The organism is Chromatiales bacterium, from assembly GCA_020445605.1.
In the GTDB taxonomy this organism is placed as follows: Bacteria; Pseudomonadota; Gammaproteobacteria; order JAGRGH01; family JAGRGH01; genus JAGRGH01.
Genome location: JAGRGH010000032.1, coordinates 210,416 through 228,692, shown reverse-complemented (window position 1 = coordinate 228,692; position 18,277 = coordinate 210,416). Strand labels below are relative to the sequence as shown.

The 18,277-nt window shown below is 62.4% G+C and carries 8 protein-coding genes; 2 read left to right on the top strand and 6 right to left on the bottom strand.

Going from position 1 to position 18,277, the window contains the following annotated elements; all coding sequences use genetic code 11:
* A partial coding sequence (locus tag KDG50_06875; GenBank protein MCB1865137.1) for a PKD domain-containing protein occupies nt 1-6,859 on the bottom strand: 6,859 nt, incomplete at its 3' end.
* A 520-nt stretch (nt 6,860-7,379) separates the two neighbouring features.
* Between KDG50_06875 and KDG50_06870 the strand changes: the two genes are divergently transcribed.
* Together KDG50_06870 and KDG50_06865 are read left to right on the top strand one after the other, a co-directional pair.
* Nucleotides 7,380-8,309 (top strand): DUF808 domain-containing protein, encoded by a 930-nt coding sequence (locus tag KDG50_06870; GenBank protein ID MCB1865136.1) that lies wholly within the window; start codon nt 7,380-7,382, stop codon nt 8,307-8,309.
* 515 nt (nt 8,310-8,824) lie between these two features.
* Complete coding sequence (locus tag KDG50_06865; GenBank protein MCB1865135.1) at nt 8,825-9,403, top strand: DUF805 domain-containing protein; 579 nt, start codon at nt 8,825-8,827, stop codon at nt 9,401-9,403.
* Here KDG50_06865 and KDG50_06860 read toward each other — a convergent pair.
* From KDG50_06860 to KDG50_06840, 5 genes are all read right to left on the bottom strand, one after another.
* Entirely contained in the window at nt 9,381-10,358 is a 978-nt protein-coding gene (locus tag KDG50_06860) for a hypothetical protein (GenBank protein MCB1865134.1), read from the bottom strand. The two genes, KDG50_06865 and KDG50_06860, sit on opposite strands and share 23 nt — an antisense overlap.
* Entirely contained in the window at nt 10,304-11,758 is a 1,455-nt protein-coding gene (locus KDG50_06855) for a glutamate synthase subunit beta (GenBank protein ID MCB1865133.1), read from the bottom strand. Before KDG50_06855 ends, KDG50_06860 begins: the two co-directional genes overlap by 55 nt.
* Before the next feature lie 6 nt (nt 11,759-11,764).
* Nucleotides 11,765-16,408 carry a glutamate synthase large subunit gene (gene gltB / locus KDG50_06850; GenBank protein MCB1865132.1) on the bottom strand — a complete coding sequence of 1,548 codons (4,644 nt, stop codon included), beginning with the start codon at nt 16,406-16,408 and terminating at the stop codon, nt 11,765-11,767.
* A gap of 238 nt (nt 16,409-16,646) precedes the next feature.
* Entirely contained in the window at nt 16,647-17,723 is a 1,077-nt protein-coding gene (gene aroB / locus KDG50_06845) for a 3-dehydroquinate synthase (GenBank protein MCB1865131.1), read from the bottom strand.
* Nucleotides 17,724-17,760: 37 nt separating this feature from the next.
* Nucleotides 17,761-18,246 (bottom strand): shikimate kinase, encoded by a 486-nt coding sequence (locus KDG50_06840; protein ID MCB1865130.1) that lies wholly within the window; start codon nt 18,244-18,246, stop codon nt 17,761-17,763.
* Between the last annotated feature and the right edge of the window lie 31 nt (nt 18,247-18,277).

Genomic DNA, 18,277 nt, shown 5'->3' with positions numbered 1-18,277 from the left:
TGGTGATGCGAAGGTTGGCATCGTAGCCATGGGCGACCCTGCCGCTCACGCTGCCGGTCCAGGTCTCCGACAGGGGCAGGAAGCCGTCGTAGGTGTAGTCCAGGGTGGCGCCGGTGGTGTCCACGATCTGGTCCAGTTGGCCGGTGGTGGGGGCATAGTGCCAGCTACGGGTGCCGTCCGGTACGGTTAGGAAGGCCAGGCGGCCGGCGGTGTCGTAGTCATAGCGCAGCGACTGGCCGTCGGGGCGTTCGGTGTGGGTGAGCTGTTGGTCGAGGTTGTATTGCTGGGCGGTGTCTGGATCGGGCACTTCGGCGGTGCTCGGCGGGTGGTAGCGGGTCTCGAGGTCCACTTCGTCAAAGTCGAATTGGTGTTCGCGCCGCCCCGGTGGGGTGATGCCGGTGGTGTTGGAGTTCGGGTCGTAGCGGAAGCCGGTGTGTTCGCCGTCGGGGCGTTGTTGCACCAGTACCCGCCCGACGCTGTCGCGATCCAGCCGGGTGATGCGTTCGAGCGGGTCGGTGATCGTCTCCAGATAACCGTCCGTGCTGTAGCTAAACCGTGTCAAGCGTGGTTGTGTGCCGTCGTCTTCGATGATTTCGGTCAGCCGGCCGCGCGGGTCGTATTGATAGCGCGTCTCGGCCAGGCCTGGGGTCGTCTCGCGGGTTACCCGGCCCTGGGTGTCTATCGTCACCGTGGCTGTGCGCCCGGCCGGGCTGGTGGTCGTCTTCGTGCGGCTTGCCGCATCGTAGCGGCTGTTGAACAGCCGGCCGTTGATGGTGGTTGCATCATTAAGCCATTGCAGGCTCAACAGATCCGTCGGATCGACGAGATCAAGCGTGCGTGTCATGGAGGTCACGCTGGTCAATCCAGATGGCAAGCGGATGGTGGTCTTCGACGGCACGGGCGATTGCAAGCCAAAGCGTGGATCAGGCCAGCTGGATGCCTCAATGCGCGTACCATCAGGAGTTATGGTTTCACGATACAGGCGACCATCCTGGAAACTTTGCGTATGGGTGCCGTCTGGATGCGTGGTGGTACGAGTAACTCGGTCAATGTCGTCGCGTGAGATGTGGTGCGCGGTCGTACGCCCGAGCGCCGAGCTCATGGCCACGGTGAAGTCGTTCTCGGTTCCGGTGCGATCCAGATTCCAGAATCCGCCCGCAGCATTCTCATCCCGCAGCAGGCGCCCTGAATCGTCGTACTGGAACGTCGAGGCAAATCCCCGCGGCTTCTCGAACCGTGTGAGCAAGCCTTCGGTTGAGTACGCCATGTTCCAGGATTCGCCCTCTGGATTGGTGACCCGTACGAGGCGTCCTTCACCGTTGGTCTCCAATCCCGTTCGTTGTCCGTCGGGCGCGACAATCGCGATCGGTGACCCATTGGGGTCTCGTTCGATGATAACGGTGTTGTTTTCCGCATCGCGAATGGAAACCAGCTCTCCGGCTGGATCATAGGCGAATGCGATTCGCTCGGCGCCCGTGCTGGCATGTACGGTGCGCAGGTGCCGCCCGCTGCTCTCAAAGACGTACAGCTCGCTTGCGTCCGTGCTCGCAATGATGTCCTCGCCCGCACCCGCGCCTTTTAGTGGCGATGCTACGGTGCATGCTCTAGTGGGATATCCTGTACCGCTGTTTAGGGTGGAAACTAGTTGTCCGGATGGATCAAGAGCAAGCCCACCCGCGTAACTGACGGTGAGTCCGATTGCGCGGGCAGGGGAACCATCCAATGGCTGAGCTGCCGTGGGTAGCAAGGGATTGCCCACAATCGTGTCTATCACGCCATCTGGGGTTATCCGGCGGATTGATTTTTTACCGTGAAAGTAGATGGTCCCATCGGACCGATCGACCACCAAGAAGTAGGCAAAGATGGAAGCGATGGTTGCCAGGCCACCATCGCCCTCCGCCCCTGTCCCCGGTGATCCGCGTTGGCCTGCAACTGTTACGATACGCCCAGAACGATCAATACGGCGAATCCGCGTGCCCTGATCCGTAATTAGATAGATCGCCCCTTCAGGACCAACCACCATATCGTAGGGCCAGAAAATGTTCGCAGCCGTCGCCAGAACACCATCACCTAAATCGCTTCCGCCGCCGGCAATTAGCGTCTGGGTTCCATCGGGCGTGATTGAATAGACATTGTTCTCGGTAATGAAATACACCGTGCCATCGTCATCTACATCAAGCCCGCCGTTAAAGACGTTTTTCGAGCTCAGTCGTGTAATTTCACCGGTAACAGAGACCCGAAAAACGCCACCGTTCGGCCGCGCCCATTCATAGTGCCCCCCAACGTACAGTGTATCGTCGGGCCCAATCGCCAGCCCGGAGAGACGGCCCACACCAAACTGGGCCCCTAACGCAGATTTGAGCGCGAGATCGGTGTGTGTACCGTCCGGAGAAGCAACAATTGAATTGTTCTCAGTATATAGGCGACCCGCAGAGTCAAAGGCAATCTGCCCGCCCCCCAATTGGCCGTCGCCATTATGCGGTAGCTCGTTTAGAGCGCCCCCCAGTCCATGGGCCGATGCCGTCGTACCATCACCCAGCAGCAAACGCTGGCTTTGTCCGCGCACCAATGCATGGTGAGGGTCCAACGTCCAGTCCGCGACTGGTCCCACAGGATACTGGTTGACGACTGGAAAATCGTACTTTGCTACGAGGTTAACGGTAGATTCTCCGCGTGTGCCGATCACATCGAACACCGTGCCACCGGCGGAGGGTTTCCCAAAGGCTCTACCTGCGGCACCCGACGACGAATAGAGGACAACCGCGTACTGATAGCGCACTTCGATTTGCGCGAGGGCATAGCCATACATGTCCCGACCCAATACGTCCCTGCCGTCCCAGGCGAATGTATAACTCAGGTCAGGTGCCGGTTCAAACTCGTATCGGTATTGACGGCCGCCGATCAGGATACGCAACTCGACTTTTGCGAGGCTTGGCGGATACGCGCTTCCAGTTAGCGGAATCACGACGTTTGTGGGGCCATCGGTGTGTTGACGTCGCGAGTGGTAGTTGAGGTTGATGCCCGTGCCAGCGATTGGAATCACCTCACGCAGCGCCTGATTTTCACATTCGATGACGGAACCACGCTCACAGCTGGGATCATTCAGCGGCTTCTCCGTACCCGGCTGTGGCTGATCCGGGTAAATTGCATCCGGCGGTGGCCCATACGGCCAGTTGCAGTCCCAAGGCGTGAAATGGTCGAGCTCCACACGCCAGAGGGTTTTGCCGGGTGCATAGAGACTCGCGATCTGTTCGCGCTCTGCGTCGGTGATTCCAAGAACTGCGAGTCCGTCAGTAGTGGCTGCGATACCAAAACCTTCTATATCGAGCGTTGCCCGCCCATCCGGGTCAGTTCCAAGCACGGCGATCACGCGCCCGTTGTCCGCCGCAATCCATGCGGCCTTCTCGCGGTCGTACCATCCCAGCGGCACAATCTCACCGACCGGGAAGCCGAGGAAATTCTCAACATAGAACGGCAGCGGTTGATTGAAGTCCACCCGGGTGGCACCGGCCGCCACGGCCTCGTCTACCGAAAGCTCGACCGCGTAGGTGTAGCCACTAAAGGTCGGCAAAGGCCCCGGCATCGCGGAAGGCCCATTGGGGCCGACGGTGAACTCCGTCGCTCGAATCGTCAGCGACTCCATGGGCACGGTTTGTCCATCTGACAACCTCATTGTGGCCATCGTGCCCGGTGGCAGCAAAAGCGTTGCCTGTCTGGTTCCGTCGGAGTCGCTTTCGACCGATCCACGCGCGGTTTGGTAGGTCGAAGCACCGATTTCCGCGACTGTTGCGTTAGGGTCGAGCGAAACCAGCGCAACGTCATCGACGTAAGCGTGTTGCTCCCAGCGGGTTTTGACCAGTCTTTGTGCCGCGAGATATCCGGGTTTTTTAAAACTCAGGATGGGCACCGCTCCGCCGTTGATGACGAGATCGTAGGCGCCGTCCGCCCGAGAGAGGGTCTGGCCATATTCAGGATGGTTGTGCACCGAGACCCGAACGGCCGGTAACGGCGACCCATCGCGGCGGGTCACTCTGCCGTGCAGCACGGAGACCCGCTCAGCGTCGATGGACGCCGGTTCCATCCCAGTCTGAATCGGGTTGGTGCCGTTGTACAGAAATGCGGAATCCAGATATAGATTGGTTTGTCGGGTGTGATCGGCCGCGGTTGCGACAGTGGATGGATCTGGCGGTAGGGCCGGATCGCTGACGTGGATATGCACCTCGGCAGTCGAAACCAGTTCGCCGTCGCTCACCGAAAGCTGTATCAAATAGTCCCCGGCGATCAACGGCGTCAGCGCGTTGGATACGCCGGTCCCGCCGACAAGTGTTTCCACGCTCTCGGTGGGTGCGCTGACGAGATCCCAGGAATAAGCCAGATCGTCGCCATCGGCATCGATCGATCCCGAACCATCAAACGACACCGTCGTCGTCGTAACAACGTCGAGAGCGCTCGGTACGAGCGCAGCGACCGGCGCTGTATTGGCGGTCGTAATCACAAGCTGGTCTGGTGCGGATGCAGCGAACCCGTCGTGGACCACAAGCTCGACGATGTAGGTACCGGCTTTGTCGGCCGTTAGACCCGGGGTCGGCGATTCCGGATCAACCAATAAAGAAGAGCTGCCGGATGGTGTAGAGACAAGCTTCCAGTCGTAACTCAACCCATCGCCATCGGCATCGAAGGATCCGCTCCCGTCAAGACCCACTCCGCCGCCAATCGGTACAACCAGATCAGATCCGGCGTTTGCCACGGGTGTCGTATTCGGCGGACGCACGTTTATGGCAATGGAATCACGGGCCAGAGCATCACCGTCATACGCGGTGACCTGCACGGAGTAGTTTCCGGGCACATCCGCAGTAAAAACGCTTTCGGACGGCCCGGTCGCGGTGATTGTTGCACTACTTCCCGCCGGAACTATGGGTAGCTGCCAACTCAGAGCAAGTGGGTCATCATCGAGATCAACAGCGCTCGCGGTCACCCAAATGGCATCGCCAACGAACCACGTTCTTACTATCGGTTCGATCAGAACGGACGGGGCCCGATTCAGTACGCTGACCACAGCGCTGTCTGGCACGCTGCTAAGCTCGCCATCGTTGACGATCAACTGGCCTACGAAATCGCCTTTGCGATCCACCGTGACGCTGGGTGCAACCGCGATCGGGTCGTCGAGCACCACCAGGCTCCCCTCTGGCGCAGTAATCAGGGACCACGAGAACGTCAACGGATCTCCGTCCGCGTCACCGGAACCGGAACCGTCGAGAAACACCTCCTGCCCAACAAAAGCCGTTTGGTCCGGGCCGGCGTCGGCCACGGGCCGGGTGTTCTCCGTGGTGATGACTACGACATCCGGGGCGCTTTGGAATTGCCCATCGGCCACAATCAGCTGCGCGGCGTAGTTTCCCGGGCGGTCGGCTACAAACGCGGGCATGGCGGTGTCCGAGTCCAACAAGAGAGTGGTGCTACCGGAGGGAACTGACAACAGAGACCAGAAATGCCCGAGCGCATCGCCATCCGGATCGGATGAAGCGGTTCCGTTCATGGTCACCGAGACGCCGAGCGGAACTAGTTGATCAGGTCCGGCATCGGCGACTGGGGGTCGATTTTGCGTGCTGAGCACAACCGTAGCAGGCGCGCTGGGCAGGTCGTCATCATCGACGATCAGCTGAACGACATACACACCGGGCAGATCCGCCGTTATACGGGGTCGGACTGCCATCGCATCACTCACGGTAGCCCTGCTGCCTCTGGGTGCGCCAATGAGCGACCACTCGAAGTAGAGCGGGTCGCCGTCAACATCCGACGAACCACTACCGTCGAGCGTGACCGTTTCGCCAACGAGAATCGCCTGATCGGGCCCAGCGTCCGCGAGTGGGGCGCTATTTTCCGTTGAAATATCAACGATGTCAGGCGTACTTTCGGTCGTACCGTCGTTGACGATTAGCTGGGCCTGGTAGTCGCCTGCGACATCGAGCGTAAATTGGGGATTCACACGCGCCGGATCGTCAAGCACCGCGAAACTACCGCCGGGGCTAAGCGGCAACGTCCAGAAAAAATTTAATGCATCACCATCGGTGTCGCTCGAAGCGCTGCCATCAAGGGTGATGGCCGCGCCGACTGGGGCGCTTTGGTTCTGGCCCGCATGGGCTACCGGTGCCGTGTTGGACGTAGAGATCAGCGCGCGGTCCGGCGCGCTGGTCTCTTGGCCATCCGAGACAGTTAACTCGACGATATATGTGCCAGGTTTTTCGACTGGAAATGAGGGTGCAAGGGAAGTCGGCTCTAAGAGCGAAATACCAGCCCCATCCGGGTCAGCGACCTGCCATCGGTAGGTCAATGCATCGCCATCCGGGTCGGTGGAGCCGGTTCCGTCCAGGTTTACCAACGCCCCCAAGGCAACTGCCTGATCGGGACCGGCATCGGCAACCGGCGGTTCGTTGTCGCCCAGCACTCCCCGAAGATAGGCCTTGATCGCGCCGATCAACACGGTTGCGTCGGCAATCAACGGCTGAGATACGCTGGGTGGCAACCGTTCCTTTTGTAGGTTCTTACGTAGCTTCTTGCGATACTTGCGCAGTTCTCTCCCCGCTTTTTTCAGATCTTTCCGCGCCGTCTTGATCTTTCCACGATCAAGGTGATTGCCCGCCTCGCCGATACGGTCTTCAGCGGCATTCAGTTTCTTTGTTAGCTGCTTTCGGAGGTTTCCAGACGCGATGGCCGCAAGGGTAGCGACTTCCAAGGCCTCGACACCCCCTTCAATGGCATCCAAAGGCAAAATGTGGCCAGAAAGCGGTCTAACCGAAAAGGTCAAAAGCACCACGGCAAGCACTGCCGTGACAGATATCCCCAAGTATCGCGCCTTCATGGCTCCCTCCCTTTACCGATGTCCTTTCCACACTCTGACTATCTGGTCGTTTGGCTGATATTATTCCGACGACCGACCAAAAAATCAGAAGAGTTCAGATGCCCCGTGTCCGCCATTTCCAGCCGCCGGGACAAACCTCGGCCTTGGCCGTCCGCGTCAACACTTCTCGTGATCGCGGTCTGATATAGCGCCCTCGCAGTCTGATGCTCGCGCAACGAAAGCAAGCGGCTTGCGCTCGCAATTGGAACGCCGGCGGCGCTGTTTATATTACGTGCCGCAACGATTCGTCAACAAGCAAATCACGGCAAAGTTGTCGGATAGAGAAATCCAGCCGGTTAGTCTGAATGTTGTGTAAGCGATTTCCGTATCGTAGAGTTCCGCCAAAGGCGTATATGAATTTTTTGCACCGAGCATGCTGCAAGGATTGCGGCGGCAGCGCGGTCCAAATGAATCGGGTTCGGCCGTTGAACGGGGCGAACGGATCACGCCCAAACTCGGCATGCCTCGTTGAGGATTAACAGTGGCCGGCGCCAGTCTGCTCGCACTGCTCGACGATATCGCGACGCTACTCGACGATATCGGCGTAATGGCCAAGCTTGCCGCAAAGAAGACCGCCGGCGTGCTCGGCGATGATCTCGCGGTCAATGCCGAACAGGTCAGCGGCGTGCGCGCCGAACGCGAACTGCCCGTGGTCTGGGCGGTTGCGAAGGGTTCGCTGAAGAACAAGTTCATCCTGGTGCCGGCGGCGCTGCTGATCAGCGCCGTAGTGCCCTGGCTCATCACGCCGTTGCTGGTGCTGGGCGGCGGCTATCTCTGCTACGAAGGCTTCGAGAAGATCACGCACGCATTCGTGCGTGATCCCGAGGCCGTCGAGCATCGCAAGACGCTGATCAAGGCGGTGGCCGATCCAGCGGTCGACCTCGTCGAGTGCGAACGAAAACGCATCCGCGGCGCGATCCGCACGGATTTCGTGCTGTCCGCGGAGATCATCGTCATCACGCTGGGCGTAGTGGCCGACGCCAGCCTCGGCGTACGCATCGGCGCACTGGTCACGGTTGCGCTGGTGATCACCGCCGGGGTCTACGGGCTGGTTGCGGCGATCGTAAAGCTCGACGACTTTGCGCTGTATCTGCTGCGCAGCGGCGAGGCGCCCGGTGCCGGTCGCTGGCGCCAGTGGGTGGGCCGCTCGCTGTTGAGCGCCGCCCCGTATCTCATGCGGTTTCTGTCGGTGGCCGGAACGATGGCGATGTTCCTCGTGGGCGGTGGCATTCTCGTGCACGGCATCGGCCCGCTGCACCACGGAATCGAACTGCTGGTGCACGCACTCGTTCCGGCCAGCGGTGTACTGGCGGGCACACTGAACATTGGCGCACAGGCCCTGACGGGAGTGCTTGCGGGTGCGGTGATTTACGGTCTGACTCAGGCCACGGCAAAACTACGCGGGCGCTAATGCGAGGCCGCAGCCGGCCCAAGGCGTAGACAGGGCCCAAACTTCTGCCCCTCCTCAGGTCACGCCCGTATCCCGACGTATTTCCCGCACGACGGGCGGGTGCGGTTCAATTCCTACAGGCGACCGTCGTTACAAAGAAAAATTCGAATCGATACTGGGAACGAAGCTGGGATATATTTGCAGGGGTAGACCGCTTAAACGAGTCGATAGGTGGTGCAAATACTTCTCATTTGTCGCCGCCCCCTGTTACGCTTTTACGTACGGCAGTTCAGTCTTAGCACCAAACGCAAGGTCGATGGGCAGTGGAAGTGGATGCTGCGCAACATCTTGAAGATCCATCGATACGGATGGCAATGGACGGAGAAGGCGGGGTCAGAAACGTGCATTGGTCAACATAAGTCGTACCACTCTGCAAACGGCGACAGTCGGCCAATCGGCCCATCGTATCCGCTGGAACGAATCACGCCTCGTCGTCAAACACGGTTTTTCGACAGGCTCGTTAGGGATGAATATCAATGAGGCAAGGATGGCGATTATTAAGCCCCGGAGGTCGATTAAAACGCCGCCCCTATTTTCTCGCAGTTCTTGGGATTGGATTGCTAGGGGTTAGCGGGGGCTATCTAGTTCAGCATCTTCTTCTCAGGGAGGACTATGTCTCACCGTGCTATCTAGAAATCACTTTCCTCTGGGGGCTGTTAATCCTCGGTGCAATTACACCATTTTCTGTACAGCGAGCGAGGGATATTGGGATCTCCGGGTGGTGGGTTTCTTTTTTGTGGCTGCCGCCTTTCTTTGATTTGAAGTTCATTTTGATTCTAAGTAAGTATACTGGCGCAGGGATTAGTGGACACTTATTCTGGCTGGCACTTCTTGTGGGCGTTACAAGTCTTATCGTTACTGCCACGTTGTTTTTTCAAAAAGTGATGGTGCGGGGAATGAGTGCGGCGAACCCTAACAAAAAGTTAAACAACGCCAGTTCCTGGCTCGGATGCGCTAACCCCTCGCTCAAGCGGACTGCCGTCAGCGGCAGCCGCTCACCTCAAAAGGTTCCTTCCGTGTTCGGCCAGTCAGCTAGCGACCCACGAGTTCGCTAATCGCGGCCTCGATCGCTCTGCGACCTTCCGCGGTCGAGGCCACGACATGGGGTGCGTCCACCACGCGCAGCCTACGCGTGCGGGCTTCGACGCCGGCCAGCCACACGCGAGCATCCGTTCCAAGCCATGGGTCGAGTTCGTCGTGCGAGCCCAGCACTACGGCGATGCGCAGTTGTGGATAGCGCCGATCAGCATCGGGTGTGAACAGTGATCGTGTCGGCGCGGTTGCGGGCGGGGAACCTCCGGCGCAGGACTCGGTTCCTCGCCAGCCCTGCCACTGATCCATCCACGTGGTCAGTCGTGCCCCGTTCCATGGTGGGTAGCGGCAGGCCGCGCCCAGATCGATGCCAAACGGTCCGGCGATCAGGGCCATTGCGTCGAAACGACGTTCCCAGTCTTCAGATGCCAGACCGTAGGCAGCCGCCGTGGCGGCATTGCTGGTGGCAACCAGTACACGACGACCCTCGATCCATGGTTTGACCGCGGGCGCATCCAGCGCGGCGGACAGAACCTTCGCTAGCGCGCGATGGCCGCGACGGTTGTGCGGCCAGTAGCCGCCCCAGCCGTCGGCCGCAGGCGCATTCGTGAAGGTGAGTTCGATCGATCGCACGCCGCGCGCGGCGAGGCGTTCGAGCAGCGCCGGCAGTTCAGCCTGGTAGGCAGAGAACCGGTCGCGACCGGAGTGTCCGCTGATCCAGACCAGCGTCGCAGACGGCCGGGTATTGGCGAGGTTCGCGCGCAGTTCGACGCCGAACCACTCGCCGTCGGCGGAAATCTCAAAGCGCGCGCACTCATAACCGGCGCCACACTCTGCGGCGGCCGATCCCGAGGCAATGACCAGTGCGAGGAATGCGCCCGCCGCGCGCAGTTGGCAGCGGGCAACTCTACGCTGCTTTCCGCTCAGCGCGGAAGCTCGGAATAACCCATCAGGTATTCGTCGACGGCCCGTGCGCACTGGCGTCCCTCGCGAATGGCCCAAACCACCAGCGACTGGCCACGGCGCATGTCACCGGCCGAGAACACGCCCTCGACCGAGGTGTAGTAGGCCTTTTCGCCCTCGGTGTCGGCGCTGACGTTGCCGCGCGGATCGAGGTCCACGCCGATCTTCTCGATAAGCCCGGCGTGTTCGGGATGCACGAAGCCCATCGCGAGCAGCACGAGATCGGCCTTGAGTTCGAATTGCGAACCGGCGACGTCGCGCATCTCGAAGCGACCGTCATCGCCCTTGACCCATTCGACCCGCACGCCCTGCAGGGCCCGCACGCGATCCTGATCGTCGCCGAGCAGTTGCACGGTGCGCACGCTCCAGTCGCGCTCAGCGCCTTCTTCCTGCGAACTCGAGGTGCGCATCTTCAGCGGCCAGTCCGGCCAGGTCACGGCCTTGTCCTCGCGCTCGGGGGGACGCGGCATGATCTCGAGCTGGGTGACGCTTGCGCAGCCTTGGCGAATCGAGGTGCCGATACAGTCGGAGCCGGTGTCGCCGCCACCGATCACGAGCACGTCACGACCGCCTGCCAGGATGGCGGTTGCCGAATCGACGTCGTCGCCGGCGACGCGCCGGTTCTGCTGGCGCAGGAAGTCCATCGCAAAATGCACGCCGTCGAATTCGCGCCCCTGCACGGGCAGGTCGCGCGGTTTCTCGGCGCCGCCGGTCAGTGCGACCGCATCGAACTCGCGCAGCAGATCTTCGGCACTGACGTCCGCACCCACATTCGTGTTCGGCCGGAACTCGACACCCTCGGCACTCATCTGCTCCATGCGCCGGTCGATCAGATGTTTTTCCATCTTGAAGTCAGGGATGCCGTAACGCAGCAGGCCGCCGATGCGGTCGTTCTTTTCGAACAGCACGACTTCGTGACCGGCGCGCGCGAGCTGTTGCGAACACGCCAGCCCCGCCGGCCCCGAACCCACGACGGCAACGCGTTTGCCGGTCTTGTGTTCGGCGATGCGCGGTGTGACCCAGCCCTCGTCAAACGCCTTGTCGATGATCGAACATTCGATCGTCTTGATCGTGACCGGCTGGTCGTCGATGTTCAGCGTGCACGACGCCTCGCAGGGTGCCGGACAGATGCGGCCGGTGAACTCCGGAAAGTTGTTCGTCGAATGCAGCACGTCGAGCGCGCCGCGCCAGTCCTGCCGATAGACGAGGTCGTTCCAGTCCGGAATGATGTTGTTGACCGGACAGCCCTGATGGCAGAACGGGATGCCGCAATCCATGCACCGTGCGGCCTGCTCGCTGACCTCGGGTTCGCTGAGCGGTACGACGAATTCATGGTAGTGCCGGATTCGCTCGTCGACCGGCCGGTAGTTGCGGTCCTTGCGCGCGAATTCCTTGAAGCCTGTCGGCTTGCCCATGAGCGTTTAACCCCCGGCGCCCGGCGAACCGGAGCGCATGTTCGCGCCGTTGCTCGCCTGGCGTTGTTGCATGTTTTCGAGTGCGCGCCGGTAATCGACGGGCATGATCTTGACGAACCGGCCGATCATCGAATCCCAGTGATCGAGGATGTGTCGTGCGCGCCCGCTGCCGGTGTAGTGCAGGTGCTTCTCGATCAGCTGACGCAGGCGGATGCCGTCATAACGCGTCATGTCGTGGCTGACATCGACCTCGCCATGCGTTTCGAGATCGCCGCCCAGACATTCGAGTCGATCCAGCGCGTCGTCTTCGGCGCAGACCGGCTGAAGCTCGACCATCGCCAGATTGCAGCGCGACTCGAAATCGCCATGCTCGTCGAGCACGTAGGCGATGCCGCCGGACATGCCCGCGGCGAAGTTGCGGCCGGTCGGACCCAGGACGACGACGACACCGCCGGTCATGTATTCGCAGCAGTGGTCGCCAGTGCCCTCAACCACGGCGGTCACACCGGAGTTGCGCACGGCAAACCGCTCGCCTGCCACGCCGCGGAAGTAGCACTCGCCGCTGATCGCGCCATACAGCACCGTGTTGCCGACGATGATGTTGTCTTCGGGCACGAGGCTGGACTCAGGCGGCGGATAGACCACGATACGTCCGCCGCTCATGCCCTTGCCGACGTAGTCGTTCGCCTCGCCGGAGAGTTCCAGCGTGACGCCGCGCGCTAGCCATGCGCCGAAGCTCTGACCGGCCGTGCCCTTCAGTCGTACGTGAATCGTGTCGTCGGCAAGCCCGGCATAACCATAGCGCTTGGCAACTTCACCGGAGAGCATCGCACCGACCGTGCGGTTCAGGTTCCGGATCGGCTGTTCGATCTGCACGGTCTTGCCCGATTTCAGTGCCGGGCCCGCAAGTTCGATGAGCTTGAGATCGAGTGCGCGTTCGAGCCCGTGGTCCTGCGCCTCGGTGTGACGCACCGCCACGCCCGGCGCCGGCTTCGGCATCGTGAGAATGCGCGAGTAGTCGAGGCCCTTGGCCTTGTAGTGACGGATCGCCTGGCTCATGTCGAGCCGGTCCATGCGCCCGACCATTTCATCGAACCGCCGGAAGCCCAGGCGCGCCATGAGTGCGCGCACCTGTTCGGCGACGAAGAAGAAGTAATTCACGACGTGTTCGGGTTTGCCCGTGAAACGCTTGCGCAGTTCCGGATCCTGCGTCGCGATGCCAACCGGGCAGGTGTTCAGGTGACACTTGCGCATCATGATGCAGCCTTCTGCAATCAGCGGTGCGGTCGAGAACCCGAACTCGTCCGCGCCGAGCAGCGCGCCGACGACGACATCGCGGCCGGTACGCAGACCACCGTCGACCTGCACGGCGATGCGGCCACGCAAGGCGTTCAGCACCAGGGTCTGATGCGTTTCCGCAAGACCGATCTCCCACGGACTGCCGGCGTGCTTGATCGAGGTCAACGGGCTCGCGCCAGTGCCACCATCCGCGCCGGCGATCGTCACGTGGTCCGCATGCGCCTTGGAAACGCCCGCGGCGACCGTGCCGACGCCTATTTCGGAAACCAGTTTGACCGAGATCGCCGCCTGCGGATTGACGTTCTTCAGATCGTGGATCAGCTGCGCAAGGTCTTCGATCGAATAGATGTCGTGATGCGGCGGCGGCGAGATCAGCCCGACACCCGGCGTCGAATGGCGCACGCGCGCAATGCGCTCGTCAACCTTGTGTCCGGGCAGCTGGCCGCCTTCGCCGGGCTTCGCGCCCTGGGCCATCTTGATCTGGATCATGTCGGAGTTGACCAGATATTCAGTCGTGACTCCGAAACGACCCGAGGCGACCTGCTTGATGGCCGAACGCATGGAGTCGCCGTTCGCCAGCGGCCTGAATCGTTCCGGCTCCTCGCCGCCCTCGCCCGTGTTCGACTTGCCGCCGATGCGGTTCATCGCGATCGCAAGCGTGGAATGAGCCTCATGCGAAATCGAACCGAACGACATCGCACCGGTTGCGAATCGCTTCACGATCTCTTTGGCCGGCTCGACTTCGTCGAGCGGCACGGGCGTGCCGGCGAAGCGGAAGTCGAACAGTCCGCGCAGCGTGAGCAGGTGTTCGTTCTGCTCGTCGATCAGACGCGCGAACTCGGCGAACGTCTTGGCGTTGTTGGCGCGCACCGCGTGTTGCAGCCGCGAGATGGTCTCGGGCGTCCAGACATGATCCTCGCCGCGCAGGCGGTAGGCGTAGTCGCCGCCGACCTCGAGCGCGCCGCGCAATACGGGCGCATCGCCAAAGGCATCGCGATGCAGACGCACGGCGTCGGCCGCGACCTCGTCCAGCCCGATGCCTTCGATCCGCCCCGGGGTGCCGGTGAAGTAGCGGTCGACGAACGCGCTCGACAGCCCGATCGCGTCGAAGATCTGTGCACCGCAGTACGACTGGTAGGTCGAGATGCCCATCTTGGACATGACCTTCAGAATGCCCTTGCCGACGGCCTTGATGTAGCGCTTCTCGACCTCTTTGGTGCTGAGGTCCTCGGGCAGCTCGGGCCGCATCGCATCAAGCGTTTCGAAGGCGAGGTACGGATTGATCGCCTCGGCGCCATAGCCGGCCAGCACGCAGAAGTGATGCACTTCGCGCGCGGCGCCGGTTTCAACCACCAGCCCGGTCTCGGTGCGCAGACCGTGGCGGATCAGGTGATGATGCACGGCCGAAGTGGCAAGCGCGGCCGGAATCGCGATGTGATCACGATCCAGCCCCCGATCGGACAGAATCAGAATGTTGTGGTGGTCGTGCACCGCGCGCTCGGCGGCCTTGCACAGGGCATCGAGCGCGGACGCCATGCCGGCGGCGCCGAGATCGGCCGGATAGCAGATATCCAGTGTATGGGTGCGAAACGCGCTGGTGTGCTCTTCGATGCGACGGATGCGCTCGAGATCGGCGTTCGTGAGGATCGGCTGATTGACCTCCAGGCGCGTGTGCAGACCGGCCTCGTCGTGCCCGAGCAGATTCGGCCGTGGACCGATCAGCGAGACCAGCGACATCACGAGTTCCTCGCGGATCGGATCGATCGGTGGGTTCGTGACCTGGGCGAAGTTCTGCCGGAAATAATTGAACAGCGACTTCGGCTGGTTCGACAGCACGGCCGGGGGGTTGTCCGCGCCCATGGAACCGACGGCTTCCTGACCGGTAACCGCCATCGGTGTCATCAGAAACTTGATGTCTTCCTGGGTGTAACCGAACGCCTGCTGGCGATCGAGCAGTTCCACCTTGTGTGCCGGCAGTTCCACCGGCACGGCCGGCAGCTCATGCAGGCGAATCTGGGTGTCGCGCAGCCACTGGCGGTACGGGCGAGCCGCCGCCAGCTCGGCCTTCAGTTCGGCATCGTCGATGATGCGACCCTGCTCGAGGTCGGCCAGGAACATCCTGCCCGGCTGCAGGCGCCACTTCTTGACGATGCGTTCCTCGGCGATCGGCAGCACGCCCATTTCCGAGGCCATGACGACGAGATCGTCATCGGTGATGAGATAACGCGCGGGGCGCAGGCCATTGCGATCGAGCGTCGCGCCGATGTGGCGGCCGTCGGTGAACGCCACGGCCGCCGGGCCGTCCCACGGCTCCATGAGCGCCGCGTGATATTCGTAGAACGCGCGGCGGTCGTCATCCATCAGCGGATTGCCGGCCCAGGCCTCCGGAATCAGCAGCATCATCGCGTGAGCGAGCGGGTAACCGCCGTAATGCAGCAACTCCAGAGCGTTGTCGAAGCACGCGGTATCGGACTGACCTTCGGCGATCAACGGCCAGAGCTTGTCGAGATCGTCACCGAGCTGCGATGAGCGCATGGAATGCCGCCGCGCCGCCATCCAGTTGACGTTGCCGCGCAGGGTGTTGATCTCGCCATTGTGCGCGATCATCCGGAACGGCTGGGCGAGGTCCCAGGTCGGGAACGTGTTCGTCGAAAAGCGCTGGTGCACAAGGGCCAGCGCGCTTTCCACACGTTCGTCGCCGAGGTCCGGAAAGTACACGCCGACCTGGTCGGCGAGCAGCATGCCCTTGTAGCAAACGGTACGCGCCGACAGCGAGGTCACGTAGAACTCGGTACCGCACTCGGCACGCAGGCGGTGTTCGGCGACCTTGCGGATCACGAACAGCTTGCGTTCGAAGGCGTCACCTTCGAGCCCCGCGGCCCCGGGCGCGACGAAGATCTGGCGCACCCGCGGCTCGCAGGCCGTGACCGTGGGGCCGACCCCGGAATTGTCGGTCGGCACATCGCGCCAGCCGAGCACCTGCTGGCCTTCCTCGACGATCACGGCCTCGAGCGTCTTCACGCACAGCGCGGCCTTGGCGTCATCATCGGGCAGGAACACCATGCCAACGCCGTAGCCGCCGGCCGGCGGCAGCTCAAGGCCGAACTCGGCACATTTCGCCCGCAGAAACCGGTCCGGCACCTGGAGCAGCACGCCCGCGCCGTCGCCTGCCAGCGGATCGGCGCCGACCGCACCACGGTGGGTCAGGTTTACCAGCAGTTCCAGCCCCATCGAAACGATCGAGTGGCTTGCCTTTCCCTTGATATGGGCGACAAAGCCCACCCCACAGCTGTCGTGCTCGAGGGCGGGGTCGTATAGACCCTGTTTCGCAGGCAGATTTCGCAGGCTCATCGCGCGAACTCTCGTCAGGTTGCAGGCATGGTTCTGGCCCCGCGGTGCGGCTGACCGCAGGTAGCGCCCAGGCGTAGTGATCCGCCGCCCGCGGGACGCAGGCGGACCGGCAAGATTAGCAAACCCTGAAGTGCGCCTGCCAGCCTCGGCGGACGCGACCCGGCGACGGGCGGTGGGTGGGCTGGCGCGCAGGTGCGCTGCGGGACCGCGTTCGGGCGACGCGGCAGGGATGCCCCCCTCAGGCGGAGGCCGTGGCCAGTGTCGCCTCCAGGGCCGCCGGATCAAACCGGTCGGTCACGATGGCCTCGCCGAGTGCGCGGATCAGTACCAGACGCAGGCGCCCGGCCTGGACCTTCTTGTCCACGGCCATGTAGCGGCGGAAGGCTTCGGCGCCGATCTTCGGCGGCTCGACCGGCAGGCCGCCACGGGCGACCAGTTTGCGGATGCGGGATTGGTCGGTTTCGTCGAGCCAGCCGAGCCGATGCGACAGGTCTGAGGCCATGACCATGCCGGCCCCTACGGCCTCGCCATGCAGCCAGGTTCCGTAGCCCATGGCCGCCTCGATCGCGTGACCGAAGGTGTGACCGAGGTTCAGCAGGGCGCGCTGGCCGGACTCGAGTTCATCGGCGGCCACGACCTCGGCCTTGTTCCGGCAGGAGCGCTCAACGGCGCTCGCGAGTGCGTCGGCATCCAGCGCGCGCAGGGAGTCGATCCCGGCCTCCAGCCAGTCGAAGAACCCACGATCGCGGATGATGCCGTACTTGATGACCTCGGCGATCCCGGCGGAAAGTTCCCGCGGCGGAAGCGTCGTCAGGGTATCGGTGTCGGCCAGCACCAGACGCGGCTGATGGAACGCACCGATCATGTTTTTGCCCAGCCGGTGGTTCACGCCGGTCTTGCCGCCGACGGACGAATCGACCTGCGCGAGCAGCGTGGTCGGCACCTGGATGAACGCGACCCCGCGCTGATAGCTGGCGGCGGCGAAACCCACCAGGTCGCCGATCACACCACCGCCCAGGGCGACCAGCGTGCATCCGCGCTCGAATCGGGCCTCGAGCAGAGCGTCGAAGATCAGGTTCAGGGTATCGAGGGTCTTGTACTGCTCGCCGTCGGGCAGTACCAGCGTGTGCAGGTCGTGGCCGGCCAATGCGGAGCAGACCTGCTCCAGATAGAGCGGGCCGACCGTCGTGTTGGTGACCACGAGCACCTGCCGCCCGCCGATGTACGGGGCGTAGAGATCCGCGCGGCCGATCAGGCCCGGGCCGATCTGGATGGGATAACTTCTGGGACCGAGTTCTACGGTGAGTGTGCGCATCGGAAACATTCGGGTGCGCGGTTGGCGCGCAGGTCGGTCAGCTACATTCAGAAAGCCGGCCACGAATCTCGCGGGCGACCGCCGCAACCGATCGGCGACCGGACTCGATCACCACGTCGGCGATCGCGCGGTACAGCGGGTCGCGGGTCTCGAACAGGGCCTGCAGGCGCGCGGCAGGGTCATCGGTCTGAAGCAGCGGACGATTGCGATCGTGCGCGGTGCGCCGCAGCTGTTCCGCGACCGGGCAGTAAAGATACACGACACATCCGCGCTCGGCGAGCAGACGGCGGTTGTCCTCGCGCAGCACGGCGCCACCGCCGGTCGCAAGCACACAGGGTGCATGCAGCGTCAGCTCGTCGATGGCACGGGCTTCGCGTTCACGAAACCCCACCTCTCCTTCGTACTCGAAGATCGTCGGGATGTCGACGCCGGTGCGCTGTTCGATCTCGCGATCGGCGTCGTAAAATGGCCAGCTGAGATCTTCGGCGAGGCGCCGGCCAACGGTAGATTTGCCGGCCCCCATGGGGCCGACGAGGAAGATACGCCCTGGCGCC

What these genes read in the sequence shown, in the direction of transcription:
- aroB (MCB1865131.1), bottom strand. Translation starts at nt 17,723, where the DNA reads ATGCGCACACTCACCGTAGAACTCGGTCCCAGAAGTTATCCCATCCAG.
- KDG50_06855 (MCB1865133.1), bottom strand. Translation starts at nt 11,758, where the DNA reads ATGGGCAAGCCGACAGGCTTCAAGGAATTCGCGCGCAAGGACCGCAAC.
- gltB (MCB1865132.1), bottom strand. Translation starts at nt 16,408, where the DNA reads ATGAGCCTGCGAAATCTGCCTGCGAAACAGGGTCTATACGACCCCGCC.
- KDG50_06840 (MCB1865130.1), bottom strand. Translation starts at nt 18,246, where the DNA reads ATGGGGGCCGGCAAATCTACCGTTGGCCGGCGCCTCGCCGAAGATCTC.
- KDG50_06865 (MCB1865135.1), top strand. Translation starts at nt 8,825, where the DNA reads ATGAGGCAAGGATGGCGATTATTAAGCCCCGGAGGTCGATTAAAACGC.